Origin of the sequence: Candidatus Nitrosocosmicus agrestis, from assembly GCF_008389435.1 — an archaeon.
Lineage (GTDB): Archaea > Thermoproteota > Nitrososphaeria > Nitrososphaerales > Nitrososphaeraceae > Nitrosocosmicus > Nitrosocosmicus agrestis.
The window spans coordinates 16,636-32,684 of sequence record NZ_VUYS01000005.1 but is presented as its reverse complement, the minus strand read 5'-3'; the positions used below and the strand labels follow the sequence as shown (position 1 = coordinate 32,684).

Annotated in this window: 17 protein-coding genes; 8 read left to right on the top strand and 9 right to left on the bottom strand. The window is 31.7% G+C overall.

All coding sequences use genetic code 11. The features are described from left to right. Positions 1-379 precede the first annotated feature (379 nt). Positions 380-1,267, top strand: a complete 888-nt coding sequence (locus tag F1Z66_RS04055) for an MraY family glycosyltransferase (RefSeq protein WP_230207446.1) — start codon at positions 380-382, stop codon at positions 1,265-1,267. Positions 1,268-1,269: 2 nt separating this feature from the next. Here F1Z66_RS04055 and F1Z66_RS15245 read toward each other — a convergent pair whose 3' ends face one another. After that, positions 1,270-1,428 carry a hypothetical protein gene (locus F1Z66_RS15245; RefSeq protein ID WP_154670482.1) on the bottom strand — a complete coding sequence of 53 codons (159 nt, stop codon included), beginning with the start codon at positions 1,426-1,428 and terminating at the stop codon, positions 1,270-1,272. Between the two features lie 102 nt (positions 1,429-1,530). Beyond that, positions 1,531-1,740 (bottom strand): hypothetical protein, encoded by a 210-nt coding sequence (locus tag F1Z66_RS15790; protein WP_195907471.1) that lies wholly within the window; start codon positions 1,738-1,740, stop codon positions 1,531-1,533. Between the two features lie 162 nt (positions 1,741-1,902). Between F1Z66_RS15790 and F1Z66_RS04050 the strand changes: the two genes are divergently transcribed. Further along, positions 1,903-2,973, top strand: coding sequence for a phosphate signaling complex PhoU family protein (locus F1Z66_RS04050; protein ID WP_149862334.1), 1,071 nt, complete (start codon positions 1,903-1,905; stop codon positions 2,971-2,973). A 228-nt stretch (positions 2,974-3,201) separates the two neighbouring features. Here F1Z66_RS04050 and F1Z66_RS04045 read toward each other — a convergent pair whose 3' ends face one another. Then, on the bottom strand, positions 3,202-3,540 hold the full coding sequence (locus F1Z66_RS04045; protein ID WP_149862333.1) for a P-II family nitrogen regulator: 339 nt from the start codon (positions 3,538-3,540) through the stop codon (positions 3,202-3,204). A gap of 277 nt (positions 3,541-3,817) precedes the next feature. On the opposite strand from F1Z66_RS04045, the gene F1Z66_RS04040 reads away from it, so the two are divergent. Then, the gene (locus tag F1Z66_RS04040) at positions 3,818-4,081 is read left to right on the top strand and encodes a winged helix-turn-helix domain-containing protein (protein ID WP_149862332.1); all 264 of its coding nucleotides are present in this window, start codon (positions 3,818-3,820) and stop codon (positions 4,079-4,081) included. 45 nt (positions 4,082-4,126) lie between these two features. Here F1Z66_RS04040 and F1Z66_RS04035 read toward each other — a convergent pair whose 3' ends face one another. Then, positions 4,127-4,555 (bottom strand): universal stress protein, encoded by a 429-nt coding sequence (locus F1Z66_RS04035; RefSeq protein WP_149862331.1) that lies wholly within the window; start codon positions 4,553-4,555, stop codon positions 4,127-4,129. A 57-nt stretch (positions 4,556-4,612) separates the two neighbouring features. After that, positions 4,613-4,888 (bottom strand): winged helix-turn-helix domain-containing protein, encoded by a 276-nt coding sequence (locus F1Z66_RS04030; RefSeq protein WP_149862330.1) that lies wholly within the window; start codon positions 4,886-4,888, stop codon positions 4,613-4,615. 290 nt (positions 4,889-5,178) lie between these two features. Between F1Z66_RS04030 and F1Z66_RS04025 the strand changes: the two genes are divergently transcribed. Further along, on the top strand, positions 5,179-5,481 hold the full coding sequence (locus F1Z66_RS04025) for a hypothetical protein (protein ID WP_149862329.1): 303 nt from the start codon (positions 5,179-5,181) through the stop codon (positions 5,479-5,481). A gap of 13 nt (positions 5,482-5,494) precedes the next feature. On the opposite strand, the gene F1Z66_RS04020 is transcribed toward F1Z66_RS04025, so the two are convergent. Further along, positions 5,495-5,749, bottom strand: a complete 255-nt coding sequence (locus F1Z66_RS04020) for a winged helix-turn-helix domain-containing protein (protein ID WP_148685296.1) — start codon at positions 5,747-5,749, stop codon at positions 5,495-5,497. Between the two features lie 111 nt (positions 5,750-5,860). Further along, a complete protein-coding gene (locus tag F1Z66_RS04015) occupies positions 5,861-7,072 on the bottom strand; it encodes a Cdc6/Cdc18 family protein (RefSeq protein ID WP_159357457.1) in 1,212 nt (403 codons plus the stop codon). A 528-nt stretch (positions 7,073-7,600) separates the two neighbouring features. On the opposite strand from F1Z66_RS04015, the gene F1Z66_RS04010 reads away from it, so the two are divergent. After that, complete coding sequence (locus tag F1Z66_RS04010) at positions 7,601-8,179, top strand: hypothetical protein (RefSeq protein ID WP_149862327.1); 579 nt, start codon at positions 7,601-7,603, stop codon at positions 8,177-8,179. On the opposite strand, the gene F1Z66_RS04005 is transcribed toward F1Z66_RS04010, so the two are convergent. Continuing rightward, positions 8,085-8,798, bottom strand: coding sequence for a helix-turn-helix domain-containing protein (locus F1Z66_RS04005; RefSeq protein WP_195907470.1), 714 nt, complete (start codon positions 8,796-8,798; stop codon positions 8,085-8,087). The genes F1Z66_RS04010 and F1Z66_RS04005 overlap by 95 nt on opposite strands. A 535-nt stretch (positions 8,799-9,333) precedes the next feature. On the opposite strand from F1Z66_RS04005, the gene F1Z66_RS03995 reads away from it, so the two are divergent. Next, positions 9,334-10,071, top strand: coding sequence for a geranylgeranylglyceryl/heptaprenylglyceryl phosphate synthase (locus F1Z66_RS03995; RefSeq protein WP_230207445.1), 738 nt, complete (start codon positions 9,334-9,336; stop codon positions 10,069-10,071). 19 nt (positions 10,072-10,090) lie between these two features. After that, positions 10,091-13,708 carry a DNA polymerase II large subunit gene (locus F1Z66_RS03990; protein WP_149862323.1) on the top strand — a complete coding sequence of 1,206 codons (3,618 nt, stop codon included), beginning with the start codon at positions 10,091-10,093 and terminating at the stop codon, positions 13,706-13,708. Between the two features lie 23 nt (positions 13,709-13,731). On the opposite strand, the gene F1Z66_RS03985 is transcribed toward F1Z66_RS03990, so the two are convergent. Then, complete coding sequence (locus F1Z66_RS03985) at positions 13,732-15,369, bottom strand: DNA-directed DNA polymerase II small subunit (protein ID WP_230207444.1); 1,638 nt, start codon at positions 15,367-15,369, stop codon at positions 13,732-13,734. Positions 15,370-15,527: 158 nt separating this feature from the next. Between F1Z66_RS03985 and F1Z66_RS03980 the strand changes: the two genes are divergently transcribed. Then, positions 15,528-15,971 (top strand): stage II sporulation protein M, encoded by a 444-nt coding sequence (locus F1Z66_RS03980; RefSeq protein ID WP_230207443.1) that lies wholly within the window; start codon positions 15,528-15,530, stop codon positions 15,969-15,971. Positions 15,972-16,049 lie beyond the last annotated feature (78 nt).

The window sequence follows — 16,049 nt, the reverse complement described above, 5'->3', positions numbered from 1 at the left end:
AATCATACTTTATAATGAGCACTTTAGATTTCTATTAGTAACTTAACAATATATCTATTATAAACAAATGAGATAGATTCTTTTTACAATTAGAAAAAGCTGATTAGAAAGACATAAAATAAGAATTTTCAGGTTATCTGTTTATATGTTAGCATAAATATTCATATAAATTTATTATTGCGAATAGTATAAACTACTACTGCACTGCAAATAATATGACCGATATTATATATATAGATAGTTCATAATAAAATAGTTGTTTTTGCCTTATTTGGAAGGGTTATTGATTGGAACTGTTATCGCATCTATCATTTCGTTCCTAATAAATATAACGTTAATGCCAAAATTCATAAGTTTTCTTAAATCTAAGGGAAAGGTTGTGAATGATAACCATAAACCCAACAAACCAAAAGTTCCAAGGCCTGCAGGACCCATATTGTTATTAAGTATCATCATCGGAGAATTAATACTATATTTTATTACTGGAAATTTAGAGATAATAAGTATCTTAATTACTACGAGTATTGCATTTGTAATTGGCATAATAGACGATTTCAAAATAATGCCAGGATGGTTCAAACCTGCTGCATTAATAATAGCATCCATACCCCTAATATTGTTTCATATATATGACAATGAACTTAATGTAATATTTGGAAGTGTTTTTATTCCTATATTATATATTCCGTTAATTCTTATATCAATACCGTTAGCTGGTAATACAATAAATTCTATAGACGTATTTAATGGAGTAGCTACAGGATTTTTGATCATAACTATGTTTCCAATTGTAATTAGTACATTTCTATTCGGCGATCTAGAAATTCTTATGTTTGAAATGCCATTTATAGCGGCCCTATTGGGATTCTATTTGTTTCATAGATATCCTAGTAGAATTTTTCCAGGAGATTCAGGAACTCTTCTGATGGGAGCAATGTATGGAGCACTAGCTATTGCATCTAAATCTGAAATCATAGCCATAATCGCATTATTGCCCGCAATAATGAACTCGTTTTTGTTTTTAATCAGCGTTAGAAAGATTGTAGAGCACAGGCAACTTAAGTCTCGACCAACTATCTTAAATGAAGATTTTACATTAGAGGCATCTAAAGATAAGTATGCTCCAATAACCTTGGTTAGACTCATTCTACTTGATGGAAAGCTTTCGGAGAATCAAATAGTCATGAAAATATACAAGTTAGTTACTTTTTCATCATCCATTGCATTAATAACTATATTAATACAATGGATATTAACTACGAAATAAGGTCAAATCGAAATGAGATTTTTAGATTTGAGGTTTTTCATATTATTTATGTGGTCTTTGGTAATGGTTGCATGTTTATTTATCATCTTTGTTATAGCCCCAATCAGCAAAATTCTAATTACTCCATCTGGTTCCTTTTCGTTTTTACTAACTTCAATCATACAAGCAACTTTAGCCATTTTCATTGTGGGTTTATTGATAATTATTTTAAACAAATTCAAAAAAATATATTTATTCAAAAAATTAGAGGACAAATGGAAGAGCTAATCTATTTCTGCATTATAAACTTGAATCAAATTTAAGTATCCTTTTTCTTCCAAAAAGTTCCAGATTTTTCCACAAATAGAACATGTTATGATATTTTCCTTGGATGAATATTCTAATCTATAATGGCTGCAACGTATTTGATATTCATACTTTATCGACTCTAATTCTTTAATTGTATCTATGTGTCTGACAGAATTTTCTGCCAATGATATATCTTAGTAATAGCATAATATAATCCAATATATATAATTGCACAATAATTATATTAATAAGTATATACAATATTAAGAAAGTATATAGATTATATAGCAAAGAGATATTGCAACGTAATTTCAAATATCTATATACGATGAATAGGGTTGTTAACGATGTCAAATAAATTGAATTCAGATATTAGGAAAATTCAATTTACCGGCCGATCTACATATATTTTATCGTTACCTAAAAAGTGGATCGAGGAAATGAATTTGAAAGCAGGTGATCATGTTTCTATTTCACGGGGGTCCAATAATTCATTGTGTATTATCCCAGAACAAGATAAAAGATTACAAGATTCCGCAAACGAAGTTAGTACTCAAGTAATGATTGATGAAGGACCAAATACCCTCAAGAGGAAGATAGTATCCATATACCTTTCAGGATTTAATTTGATTAATTTAAAAGCGAAATCTTCAAGGATACAACCGATTCAAAGAGAGGCCGTAAGAGAAGTAGTAAGAAGAAGTTTAATCGGAACAGAAATTATAGCAGATTCCTCAGACATCATCACAATTCAAGTTTTGTTAACATTACCAGAACTTTCAGTGAATACCGCAGTAAGAAGGATGTTTCTAATAGCCTCTTCAATGCACAGAGATGCTTTGGTAGCATTGAAAGAAAAAAATCATGACATTGCGGTAGGAGTAATTAGATCTGATGACGAAGTAGACAGATTTAGTCTATATATTCTCAGAAATTTAGTTATGGCAACTAACAATGAGCGAATATTACAGGAAATTGGATTAGAAAATCCTTCGGACTGTTTGAGTTATAGAGTAACGGTAAAAAGTATTGAAAGAGTAGCAGATCATGCATCTAGGATCGCATCGAAATCTATGGAAATTTTAAGTCCAATTCCGACTTCTATTGCTGAACGAATAGAGGAATTAAGTAATTCTGCTCTTGAAGTTTTGACCTCGGCAGTTGAAGCCTTTCTAAGAAGAAATTATAATCTAGCAGATAAAATCGCTGATAAATGTGATAACGTTCTTACCTCAGAGAGAGAAATTAGATTATTTTTAGATTCTTTAGAAAATAAAACTATTGACGAACAAAATGTTAATGCAGGGATAAAGCTGATTTTAGAAGATTTACGTAGAACTGTAGAACATGCAAGTGATATTGCAGAGTCAGCAATGAATCAAACGGTAGGAGAGATTATCAAAGTTGAAAAAAAATAACAATATCATTTAGTTAAGTTTTATTTTGAAGCAATATTTGATTAATTTTAGAACAAAGATTACAATGTACATTGCAATTATCGTGAATGCAAACTGATTTTAGCGAATTGCAAGAGAAACACCAAATTTGTTTACTCAATGTTGTAGATAAAATAAAGATTATTATAAATATTGTGAATATGTAGTATCGATATTAGTGGCGAAATTGAAAATATACATCCAAAAATATTAAATGGCAGAATCGCCTCGGGCTTTTGTCCTTATACTTATTGCCTCCTGTATGTCAGATATGAATATTTTACCACCTATTTTATCACTTAAAGTATCCAACAATGTATTGACTATCTTTTCTACAACTTCATCTTTTACCACTATTTCTACTTTTGTTCTTGGAATAAATTCGGGGGTATACTGCATGGTACCACGTCCAATTGAAACTGGTTCAGGTTTAGCCTTTCCTTTTCCCTCTACTCTATAGTAGCTCATTCCACCAATGTTATTATCCTTTAAAACTACACCGACAGTTTGTAGCTCTCTGTCTGGAATTATTATTTCAATCTTTTTCACTATTATTGATCAACCATCCTATTTTTTATATAACATATTTAAAACATCATTGTGTTCACTGCATTGCAGTGAAATAGTATCATAAAATAATTGAAATAAATAATATTCATAAAATCTATTGACTAGATTAGTTAATATGCTGCACCTTATATAAATTTTAAACCGATATTAAATATAAGAACTATCCACCTTTCTGATCGAATGTTCTGATCGAAAGACATGATCGAATGGACAGCTTTTTATAAATACTTGATCAACAATGTTCTATTCGATAATAATGAAATATAGAAGTAGAACAGAAATAACTGTATTAATACTAGAAGCAGCAAACGGTGGAGCTACAAAGACAAAAATCATGTACAAATCATTCCTTTCATATGCACAGTTAAAAGAATACTTTACAATGTTAATTGAGAATGGTTTGTTAGAATATGAAGATGGATTGGTAAATATGTATAGAACTACAGAAAAGGGTCTAAGATTATTAAAGATATATAATCAGATAGAAGAAATATTACCTCAAATACAAACAAAATACTAATTCAAAATTTCTCATGATTACCTTACTATAGTATTAATAAATTAATTATTTAACAATTAGAACCGGTACTTTACTATGATGTAGTACTCTATGAGAGACACTTCCCAATATAGCATGTTTAAATTTTCCTCGTCCTCGGCTTCCCATAACAATATAGTCAAAATTATTCTTCTCAATATAATCAATGATGATGGAACCTGCGTTCTGTCCTTCCAAAAACATTGTCTCCACTGTTATGCCATAATTTTTAGCTCTACCTGTGCAAATTTCAAGAATGTCGTTTGCTTCTTTCTCCAAATCCATCATTATAGAATTAACCAATTTTTGAGATTGAACGTACACAAATGGAGGAACTTCAAGTACAATAAGAATAACGAGGGTGGTATTCAATTTTGAGCTCAATATCATAGCATGATCTAATGATCCCATTGAATTTTCAGAGCCATCAACTGGAGCGAGTATCTTAGAATTCAATGTAATACATGACTAGTGCGATGATATAAATCTAATAAATTAAAGGATAATAAGATTTTAAAAAGGCTCTCTATTAGACGAGTTTATAGTACTTGGAATTAATTCCTCTATCTGATTATATATCTTTAATAATCTTAGACCCTTTTCTGTAGTTCTATACTTTTGAGTTCCATCTTCATATTCTAACAAACCATTCTCAATTAACATTGTAAAGTATTCTTTTAACTGTGCATATGAAAGGAATGATTTGTACATGATTTTTGTCTTTGTAGCTCCACCGTTTGCTGCTTCTAGTATTAATACAGTTATTTCTGTTCTACTTCTATATTTCATTATTATCGAATAGAACATTGTTGATCAAGTATTTATAAAAAGCTGTCCATTCGATCATGTCTTTCGATCAGAACATTCGATCAGAAAGGTGATTAATATCTGAGATCTTGAAATACCAAAGGATATGTGTTTAATTCCATTCCTATATCGATGTATGAAAACATTAAAAAATATTCTCCATCCCACTTTATACTTGTAAAATAATAATTAGTATCAAGAAATATATGCAATGTTGTGATCTATCACATGAACTGCGATAATTATTTAAATAATGTATCGGTAATGACCACATGTCTTATGGAACTTCCGCCTCATCAGAACCATCTACAAAAAAACTTGTAATGGTTTTCGTCGCCATAGCAATCGGCGCATTCGCAATATTAAGTATCTTTGTATTCCCTGTAAAAAATTTAATAAGAGAAGAAGTTACTGCGGAGGTTAAAGTGACTACAAAAAACGATGGAATATGCGTAGTAGATACAAGTGATCATCCTAGAGGAATTAGTCAATGCCCATATAAAGTTGGAGATACTTTAATTATTAAATATAAGGAAGGAACATCACAAATAATAAGTTATGAATTAAAAACTTAATTATATCTAAAGATTACTTTATAGTACTTGGAATTAATTCCTCTATCTGATTATATATCTTTAATAATCTTAGACCCTTTTCTGTAGTTCTATACTTTTGAGTTCCATCTTCATATTCTAACAAACCATTCTCAATTAACATTGTAAAGTATTCTTTTAACTGTGCATATGAAAGGAATGATTTGTACATGATTTTTGTCTTTGTAGCTCCACCGTTTGCTGCTTCTAGTATTAATACAGTTATTTCTGTTCTACTTCTATATTTCATTATTATCGAATAGAACATTGTTGATCAAGTATTTATAAAAAGCTGTCCATTCGATCATGTCTTTCGATCAGAACATTCGATCAGAAAGTGAATACTTTTCTAATAAGTTACTTATAATAATATAGAAATAAAACTATCATCCTTTAGGGCATTAGTTACTGTTTCGGGTGAGACTGCAATCTTAATTATCTGGGAACGACCATACCTTCCATGACTTACTACATTTGATGTGATTAAACCTAACTGATCCAATTCGCTAATTATCTGTGTTACCCGTCTCTGAGTTAGAGAATCATGTTCAATTCGATTGCAAAGAGAAACATATATGTCATATACATCTCCAGTCATTCCTGATTGAGATTTTAGTATTGATAAAATAATAATTTTCGTATGGGTAGTTGAATTTCTAATTACTTCATAATTTGTATCCTTTTCAATTTTTTCTTGTGCTGCCCGTATATGATTTTCATTAACCATATCAGCTCTTTCTCGTTCTGCTATTTCTGCAGCAACTCGCAAGAGATCGATAGCTTTTCTAGCATCGCCATTTTCTTTACCAGCAACAGCAGCGCATAAGTTAATCGCTGCTTGACTTATTGATCCTTCATTAAATGCGAGTTTAGAACGGTCATTTAGAATTTCTCTTAATTGAATTACTGTATAAGGGTTAAAAACAATTTCTTCTTCGCTCAGACTGCTTCTAACCCTAGGATCCAACTTATCTTTAAATGTGAGGCTATTTGATATTCCAATTAATGATATGAATCCACTATCCAACAAGCGTTCATTTGCTCTAGTAAGACTATACAATACATCGTCTCCATTTTTCTCAACAAGAGAATCAATTTCATCTATTACCAACACTACGTGTAAGTTATTTCTCTTTAAAAATTCTAGAATCCTATCAGTAGCTTCACCCATTGATAATCCTGTGAAGTGAACTCTAACCTTTTTGTCAAACCTATTGATTCCCATGTCCTCAGCGATATCATATAATACTTTGTATGACGTGTTAGAGGTTTTTGCATTAATAATAGTAACAGTTATTTCTACACCATGTTCAATAGATTTTCTTTTTAACCTAGTAATAACATTTTTTACAACTGCTGTTTTTCCTGTTCCAGGCTTTCCAAATACCAATAAATTTGATGGCCTCCCTCCTTTCAGCACTACTGATAATACCTGTGCTATAATTTTAGATTCTTCGTCCCTGAATGGAAGTTTTTCAGGAACATAATCGATAGTCAAAGTTTTTCTGTTTTTGATAAGGTCAGTACCTTTAACCGCTTTATCGAAGATATTATCTAAGTAATCTGAATCCATAATACTCACTTTCATTATTAAAATATTCTAATTGAGAAAGGGCACACCCCATTTTTTCCATTCGAGTGATAATAAATAATAATACCAAGTTAAATTGTTATTTGTTATTAACATTCTATTTTAAACAGGTTAATCAACTATTTTATACATAATAATAAAATATAATATTCCATAATCCTCCATTAAAATTATAGTTATTACATGAGAAATAAAGGGGTCTGGGCTCTTTATTATAATATTATCTTTCTTATTAACAGTTATAGAAAAATTGTTAATAGGGGTGAATCAACCCCTTCATTTCCATTGGAACCTAAAATTTGCAGATCACTCTGTTAATAGGGGTGAATCAACCCCTTCATTTCCATTGGAACAGCATTCAAAAGAATTAAAAAAGGATCATTCACTTGGTATTTCAAAAACTTGAGTAGATTATGCTTGTTTTGTTAACAAAAACTAATCAAATAGTTATCATTTTTTATTCTATAATGTTAAGTTAACACAAGTTATCTTAGTTAACAGATAGGTAGATTGTCCACTGCAAAGAAGAAAATTAAGATTGAATTGGAAGATGCCGATGGTGGGAAGTATAATTTGTCCTTAGAAGGCAATCTATCAAAAGATAAAATTCAAAAAGTACTTCAACTGGTTGAGTCTTTGAATACCACTAGAGAAGAATCAATCAATGAGCAAGAATATCATACTAGCCAAAGCAGTAATTTCTATAAGAATGATGTTAAATCAGATAATACAAATCGATCGATTGAGTCCAAGATTTGGAGGTTGATTGAAAATAATTTTGCGTATAGTTCGTTTACATCAACTGATATCGCAGATTCTTATGAGGAGTTATACCGCGATCCAATTCAACTCAGCTTAATATCGACATATCTATCTAGATATTTTGAAAAGCACAAATTGATACGAACTAAACGAGGAAAAGAATGGCTTTATAAATTAATTAGAAATAAAATGGAAACTGTATCAAATAGTGATATTTTATCTGACACTCATTCTAATCTACTACACTCTCCAACTTTGGACCACTCAAACGAGAATGAATTTCTGAAACAGAATGCTTTGACAACCGTTTACGACCTTCATTTGTAATAGTATATTTGAATGGCTTCATATTCATATCTCTATCAACAAGTTTTTCATCATAGAGTTTTTTCATTATCCTGGAAGTGTGCTCTCTTGTTCTTCCCACTACTCTTTGGATTTCTTTAGTTGTTAAAGATTCGTCACTTAATTTCTTTAATATATACTCTATAGTTCCATTCTGACGCTCATCACTTTGGTCAGTGGATTGAGTTAAATTCGGTGATATTATATCGTGATGAGGATGTGATGTCCCATTATTTGAGTTACTTGTGTAATATTGAATTGGTGGTGTTACATTATTCTGTGATTTGATGGCAATCCTTTCCGTCTCAATTAGTTTATCATCCATCCATTTTATCATTTTTTGAAGGTCATCTATTTTTTCATCAGTTTTTTTAATCCTCTCGTAAATTAAGTTAAACTGCTCGATAATAAATTCAGTTTTTTGACCTTGAACTTTTGTCTCCTTTTCAATATTTTGTATCTTTAACTCGTTTTTCCGAAAATTAAAACTCTTGAATTCAAGCTTAGTATATCCATGCATAGCTAGAATCGAAATAATTAAAGCAGATACAAATGGAATAATGGAGTAATACAACACTATTGTCACAAGATCTATGCTCACAAATAATGATATGATAGACTGTGATATAACTTTATTGTATGTGATATTCACCTGAATTTCATATAATAATAAGTGATAAATTATAGTCTTATTATTCTACTTATCATCACTTCTATCACATTTAAGATTGATACTAGGTCCTTTGTGTGATAATTGTTGTGATTTTCTTGTAATTGTCTCAATTGTTCTACAATTGAAGTTATCGTTATGAGTTGATCAGGATCAAGAATATTGAGTAATTCTAGAAGAATCAGAGAGTAGATTAATTTGTATATTTTTGATTTAGATTGCTTTACTTCCCTGTAATAGGCGCCTGAACTTATATTCATTGGTCTTTTTGATTTCATATAAGTTTTGTAAATAATTTGCATTTGTTTTTTAGTAAATATAGAATTCTCAACTAATGTTACAAAAAGTGAATTATTTAGGTAATCATTATTATCCAATAGCTATACATTATTGTATAGCTGAATCTATCTTTTTATATATTCGCAATCATTAAATTTACTCCAATTTATATTGATGTAGTATAATATTGAGCCGTGTAGAGGATTATATTAAGAATGAATTGAAGAAGCATAAAAAAATATGTTTTGCGTTATTAGATTCGGAAAATTTTCATGATATTTCTGATGTTGCAAGGAAAGTGGAGATGCTTGGTGCCTCTGCAATTCTAGTTGGTGGCTCCTCCGCAATTGACCAGATAGATTTAGATAAAAAGGTAGTATCTATAAAGTCAACTACTTCAATTCCTGTTATATTATTCCCTGGCAATGTTACGGGGGTATGTCCCAATGCGGATGCTATTTTATTTACCTCTTTACTTAATTCTGAAGATCCATATTTTATTTCAGGAGCCCAAGCACTTGGTGCATTACTAGTTAAAAAATACAACATCGAGCCTTTACCTACGGGCTATATTATTATAGGTGATGATACTACGGCTTGGTTCGTTGGACGAGCAAGAGGAATTCCGTTTGAAAAATCAAATATTGCTATCATGTATTCTTTAGCAGCTCAATACTTAGGAATGCGATTTGTTTATTTGGAAGCTGGATCAGGGGCAAAGAAAAATATCTCATCTGAAATGGTATCGAATGTCAGAAAATATTATGATGGATTATTAATTGTTGGGGGTGGAATAAGAGATTCGACAGTGGCTAAGGAATTGGTGGATGCTGGAGCGGATATTTTGGTGGTTGGCACACTATTGGAGCGCGATCTACTTTGGGAAAAGAAACTAGCTGATATCATATCTATTATTCGCTCATAAACATATACTAGTGCATACTATGGATTTAATCGAGGAATCTAAGGTACGACTTGGCAATATTTCCATGCCTAGTTACTATGACCAATATCACAATGATTTATTGAATCAGGTGAGTAGACTTTACAATTTAGCTCAAAAAGCGCGAGAAAGAGGATTAGATGTTACTAATCATGTTGAACCAAAAATAGCCTATGATTTGTCAGACAGAGTTGCAAAAATGCATAATATAGACATTTCGGATAGACTTAGAGCATTACTGAATGTTACTTCTAAAGAAAAGGCAGCTCTTAAAATAGCGGAAGAGATAGCCACGGGAGAATATGGATCCGGAGATCTTAGGATGAGACTTGAGAATGCAGTTAGAGTAAGTTTGGCCGTCGTTACAGAGGGAGTAACCGTTGCACCTCTACAAGGTATTTCTGATGTTCAAATAAAAAATAATAAGGACGGCACTCAATATTTATCTATCTCTTTTGCAGGACCGATAAGATCGGCGGGAGGAACTGAAGCAGCTTTAACTATGTTGATTGCCGATCATGTTAGACAAGTCGTCGGATTGTCTAAGTATCAAACAAACTCTTTTGATGATGAAACTGGTAGATTTATTGAAGAATTAAGGTTGTATGAAAGAGAAGTAGGTAACTTCCAATTTAAGGTTCTAGACAAGGATGTAGATTATTGCATTTCAAATCTACCTGTTGAAATCGACGGTGTGGATACGGATCCAGTCGAACTTGTAATCCATAGAGAGATGAAAAGGATTAAAACCGATCGCGTTAGAGGAGGAGCACTTCGAGTCATGAATGACGGATTAATTGGGAGATGTAGGAAGTTAATGAAATTAGTCGAGTCTTTAGGTTTGGAAGGATGGAACTGGCTAGCGAATTTAAATGGTGCAATTCAGACCGGCGATGATGATACGGTTAGCCATAGAATGTCAGAGGTAATTACAGGAAGACCTGTTCTATCCATGAGCAAGAAAATCGGTGGGTTTAGGCTAAGATATGGGAGATGCTTTAATACGGGGTTTGCAACTGTAGGTATACATAAAACTATTCCAATACTACTAAACTCGGCCATAGTTGTAGGAACACAAATTAAAATGGATGTTCCTGGGAAAGCATCTACTATAGCACTGGTTGACACAATAGAACCACCCATAGTAAAACTAGACGACGGGACTGTATTACAGATCAATACTATTGAACAAGCCTTAAATTTGAGACCTCGTGTTGTGAAGATCTTATTTTTAGGAGATATTCTGATCAGTTATGGTGATTTTCTTGAAAATAATGCTCAACTTCTACCAGCCAGCTATGTTGAAGAAATATGGTCGCAGGAATTATTTGAACGAGTTAAAAATTTTAATACCTCAAAAGTGATGCTTAGCTTCGCAAAAGGGAGATTAAGTGAGCTAAGTACACACCCTAGCATTATACCACTATTTATAGAGGCATTAAAAATTTCTGTAATATTTGATGTCCCACTTCACCCAAAATATTCCTTCTATTGGGAAGCGATTTCGATTAAAGATTTTTTATATGTTCGAAATGCATTACTATACTTCATTTCCTCGTATAAAGTAGGAGCGAATCAGGACTCTAATAATAAACAGATTGAGATCATTCAGGATCATAAACTAAAAAGTATTTTTGAAAAAATTGGGGTATTTCACAAAATGAACTCATCAACGAATACAATAATATTTCAAGATGAATCCCAAATTTTAGCATTACTGTGCTTATGTATACCAGAATTTCAACAAACATTTCTATCCCTATATGATACTAACGATACGATCCCATTTTCAGTATTATTTGATAATTTACAAAAGAATAGAATCAAACAAAATTTAGAATCTATGATAAAGAATTTAATGACTGAGAAGGGAGAAGCAAAACTAAATGTTATTAAACTGATAAATTCAATTTCAGTCATTCAAATACGCTCAAAATTTTCATCCTCTATATCTGTTCGAGTAGGCCGACCTGAAAAGGCTGCAGAACGCAAGATGAAACCACCAATTCACGTGTTATTTCCTGTAGGTAACAAAGGTGGACCTATGAGAGACCTAATAAAAGCTTCAAATACTGATTCTTTCTATTCTGAGAAATCTAATAGGTTTTGTTATAATTGTAATATTCCATCCTTAGGTACAAATTGTAACCATTGTAACCAACCTACTCCCATTAAGCATTTTTGCAAGGTATGCAAGATTGAATCTCTTGATTTGGACATTGACAATCTTGCTATCTCAAAGACTAGGAACAAGTGTTTGAAATGTGGTAATGAATATAAAACATTTTCTCCTATTAAATTTCCTTTAAAAACATTAATGGCAAGAGCTGAAGCCAAATTAGGAGTGAGAATTGATCCTCCCTTAAAGGGCGTAAAATCGCTGATGGGAAAAGATAAAGAAGCCGAACAAATAGAAAAAGGAATCTTAAGACAAAAATGTGGCTTATCTGTATTTAAAGATGGAACTATAAGGTTTGATGCAACTAACGAACCACTCACTCATTTTATGCCATCTTTCATAAAAACGTCTATTTCAAGGTTAAGAGATTTAGGATATGTACTAGATTATAAAAATATCGAGGTAACCTCTGATAAACAAATAATCGAGTTGTTAATTCAAGATGTAATTATTCCATTAGACTCCGCAAAATATCTTTTGAAAACTGCAAAATTTATCGATGAGGAAATGGTTAGTTTATACAATTTACCACCAGTTTATAATGCCTATGATGAAAGTGATCTGATTGGACATCTAATAGTGGGATTAGCTCCGCATACATCTGTGGGCATAATTGGAAGAATCATAGGATATACAGAATCACAAGTTTGTCTGGGCTCACCTGTTTGGCATTCAGCAAAGAGAAGGGATTGCGATGGCGATGCTGACTCTATCATACTTTTATTCGATGCCTTCCTAAATTTTTCGTACTCATATTTGCCTGATAAAATTGGCGGTTTGATGGATGCTCCATTACTAATACAGCCAATTGTATTACCTCATGAGGTTCAGCGACAAGCTCACAACATCGATGTCGTAGGAAAATATCCTCTCAATTTTTATCAAAAAACTTGGTCAGAAGTCAAAGCTTCGGAAGTTTCTGATTCGATAGAAATTTTGAAAAATCGCATAGGAACCAATAAACAATTCTATGACTATGGATTTACTCATCTAAGTAGTGTATTAATATCGGACGTAAACAGAAGTGCATATTCTACCTTAAATACAATGACTGAAAAACTAGAAATGCAAATAGCAACCGCAAATCTTATTAATTCTGTTGATACAAACGAAGTAATTTCGATGGTTCTAACCACGCATATAATCCCTGATATTATGGGTAACATGCGTTCATATTCGTCACAGGCCTTTCGATGCAATAAATGTGGAGAAAAATATAGAAGAATGCCGTTATATGGTAGATGTTTAGTTTGTGATAACAGTTTGTTGCAAACTGTTACTAGAGGTTCTGTTGAAAAATATGTTCTTCTGGCAGAAAATATGTGCAATAATTTTAAGGTAACAAATTATTTAAAAAGTAGAGTAGAATCCTTAATTGTTGAATTAAATTTCATATTTCAATCAAAACAAATACAACCAACATTATTAGATTATCTGTAACCTTTAGTATTTGAAAATGTCATTTACATCGAATAATTATCCATGAAGCTAATCTGATATGGTTTTAATGTAGCCAAATTAATTACAATTGCAATTCCAGGTGTAGGAGTAATTCCCATAGCACGTTGAAAAGGTGTCTGTGTTTGCCATGCTCCAGAATTAACAATTAACGTCCCTTTATAACTATCTACATCAATAACATGAACATGCCCAGAATGAAAAATATCAGGAACTTCTTCAATAACCATCATGTCTTCTATCTCTGGTGCTATGGGTGTCCTTTGACCATAAATGGGTGACAAATGCCTTGATTTTAACAAGATCTTCATCGCCTCAGAGGGTTTTGAATAACTTAGTCCAGGTATCGTAGCAATAGTGTCATCCAAACTTTGACCATGAAACATTAATGTCTTTACACCATCCATATTTATCATACAAGGATTTCCTAACATTCTGATATTACTAAAAGAGTAGATCTTGTTAGCATATTTTTTAGGTATTGCGGGTTGAGGTAATGCTCGCCTTCCCAAGTCATGATTTCCTGGAATCAGAAATACTTTCATATGTTTTGGAATTTTCGAAAGTAGGTTAGTGGCATGTTCCATTTGAGAATATGAATCCTTTTCAAGTAGTTCTTTATCTTGATGAGGAAAAATACCAATACCATCGATCAAGTCTCCGCAAATACAAACATACTTTATTTTAGAAGCAATACCATCTGGTTCCTTATTGGAGTTAAGCCAACTTAGAAACATTTGGAACTCATTTTCCAAAAAGAATTTACTCCCTATGTGTAGATCTGATATTAATACTGCATATGAGTCTGAATTAGATCTATTTGGAATTCTATCCGGAACGTCTAAAGAATACAAATTCTTCATAACACAATTCCTTCTTTTCGTATTATTCTCTAACTCTATCATAATCATCTGATCTAAAGTCAACAACGAAATTTGCTTTTTCAAATCTTCCTTATATGCCGACACCTCTAATAACCCAGTTTGATCATCAATTGTAATGTTGTAACTATTCTTTTTCAATTTTTTTTCCATAACTAATCCAGCTACAAATAATGTTTCTTCAATCTTCTCCTTTGAATTTAGGTCGGGATTCGAAGTTATTCGTATCTGATTGAATAATTGTTTAATATTGCCAATTTTTTTAATTCTTTTGCTGTCAGGCCTATTAGATAATATTTTCAGAGATTTTTCAAATCTACTCCGAAACAAAGAGGTGTATCCATCAACCCCTTCTCCACTATTAACGTTGTTGTTTACATCATAAATAATATTATTTGAGGGGGAATATTCATAATAATTATTTTTTGTATTAGTAACCAGTTCCAGTGCAGATTTTTTGGTGTTTTTTGTAATATTAATACCAACATCAAAACTAGAAACAATATCGTTCATTGTATTATCATTTTGAGAGTACTTCTTGCCTATATCTGGATGATGGGAATGTTTTAGCGCCTTTCTGATATCGTCCGATCCAATAATATTCGACTCATTTTTCCTTCTTTTCTCCTCAAGGATTTCCTCGATTATATAAATTACATTTTGTTCAATATTTTCGATTAATACTAGAGCGTCGGGATGAATCTGAAACCCTTTGCTTGTAATTAGTGAAATCAACTTTGATAGGTTGAGGTCTACGGTCAATAATCAAATTAACTACTTTAAGATATTTTTTAAGTCTTTTTATATTAATAGAAATATTATAACTAACCATGCTCATTTCGATTAAAAAGAGGCTTTTATTTTTCTTTATTGCAATGCTCTTCTTCCTTGGAGTATTTTATCTTGGCTTTGTATTTAAAATGGACGAGTCGTTTTCCAAAGAATTATCAAAAAATTTCATTAACCAGATACGTGATATAGATGAGTTTGGGATATTTTTCAATAATCTTAAAATAGCCTTAGTGATGTTCATTCCTGTAATCGGTATTGTAATGGGAACAATATCTGGGTTTTCGACCGGGTTGGTATTCAATTCGATTATGAATATTTCTGTCACCAGCAATAATAACTTGGTTCTCAATCCGCTTATTATTTTCTTGACGCCTTTCGGAGTTTTGGAGCTTATTTCATATGGCTTGGCAATATCAAGAGGGGGAATTATTTTGATGGAATTAGTTAAAAGAAAATTTACGCGGAAATCTCTCCTATACCTTTTACTCGAAATCGCAATAGTGTCGGGACTGCTTTTCGCAGGTGCTGTAATAGAATGGATGATGATCGAAAATATTCCAAGAAAATTGTAATTATACTTAATATTTAGAAAGTAGAATGAGTATATTTTTATATCATTGTTATAAAATACCATAGTGTTTAAATAGTTT

What these genes read in the sequence shown, in the direction of transcription:
- F1Z66_RS15245 (WP_154670482.1), bottom strand. Translation starts at nt 1,428, where the DNA reads ATGATTGAAGTTAGTAAAAACGAAAAGGAACCAGATGGAGTAATTAGA.
- F1Z66_RS04050 (WP_149862334.1), top strand. Translation starts at nt 1,903, where the DNA reads ATGTCAAATAAATTGAATTCAGATATTAGGAAAATTCAATTTACCGGC.
- F1Z66_RS04040 (WP_149862332.1), top strand. Translation starts at nt 3,818, where the DNA reads ATGAAATATAGAAGTAGAACAGAAATAACTGTATTAATACTAGAAGCA.
- F1Z66_RS04030 (WP_149862330.1), bottom strand. Translation starts at nt 4,888, where the DNA reads ATGAAATATAGAAGTAGAACAGAAATAACTGTATTAATACTAGAAGCA.
- F1Z66_RS04025 (WP_149862329.1), top strand. Translation starts at nt 5,179, where the DNA reads ATGTCTTATGGAACTTCCGCCTCATCAGAACCATCTACAAAAAAACTT.
- F1Z66_RS04020 (WP_148685296.1), bottom strand. Translation starts at nt 5,749, where the DNA reads ATGAAATATAGAAGTAGAACAGAAATAACTGTATTAATACTAGAAGCA.
- F1Z66_RS04015 (WP_159357457.1), bottom strand. Translation starts at nt 7,072, where the DNA reads ATGGATTCAGATTACTTAGATAATATCTTCGATAAAGCGGTTAAAGGT.
- F1Z66_RS03990 (WP_149862323.1), top strand. Translation starts at nt 10,091, where the DNA reads ATGGATTTAATCGAGGAATCTAAGGTACGACTTGGCAATATTTCCATG.
- F1Z66_RS03980 (WP_230207443.1), top strand. Translation starts at nt 15,528, where the DNA reads ATGGACGAGTCGTTTTCCAAAGAATTATCAAAAAATTTCATTAACCAG.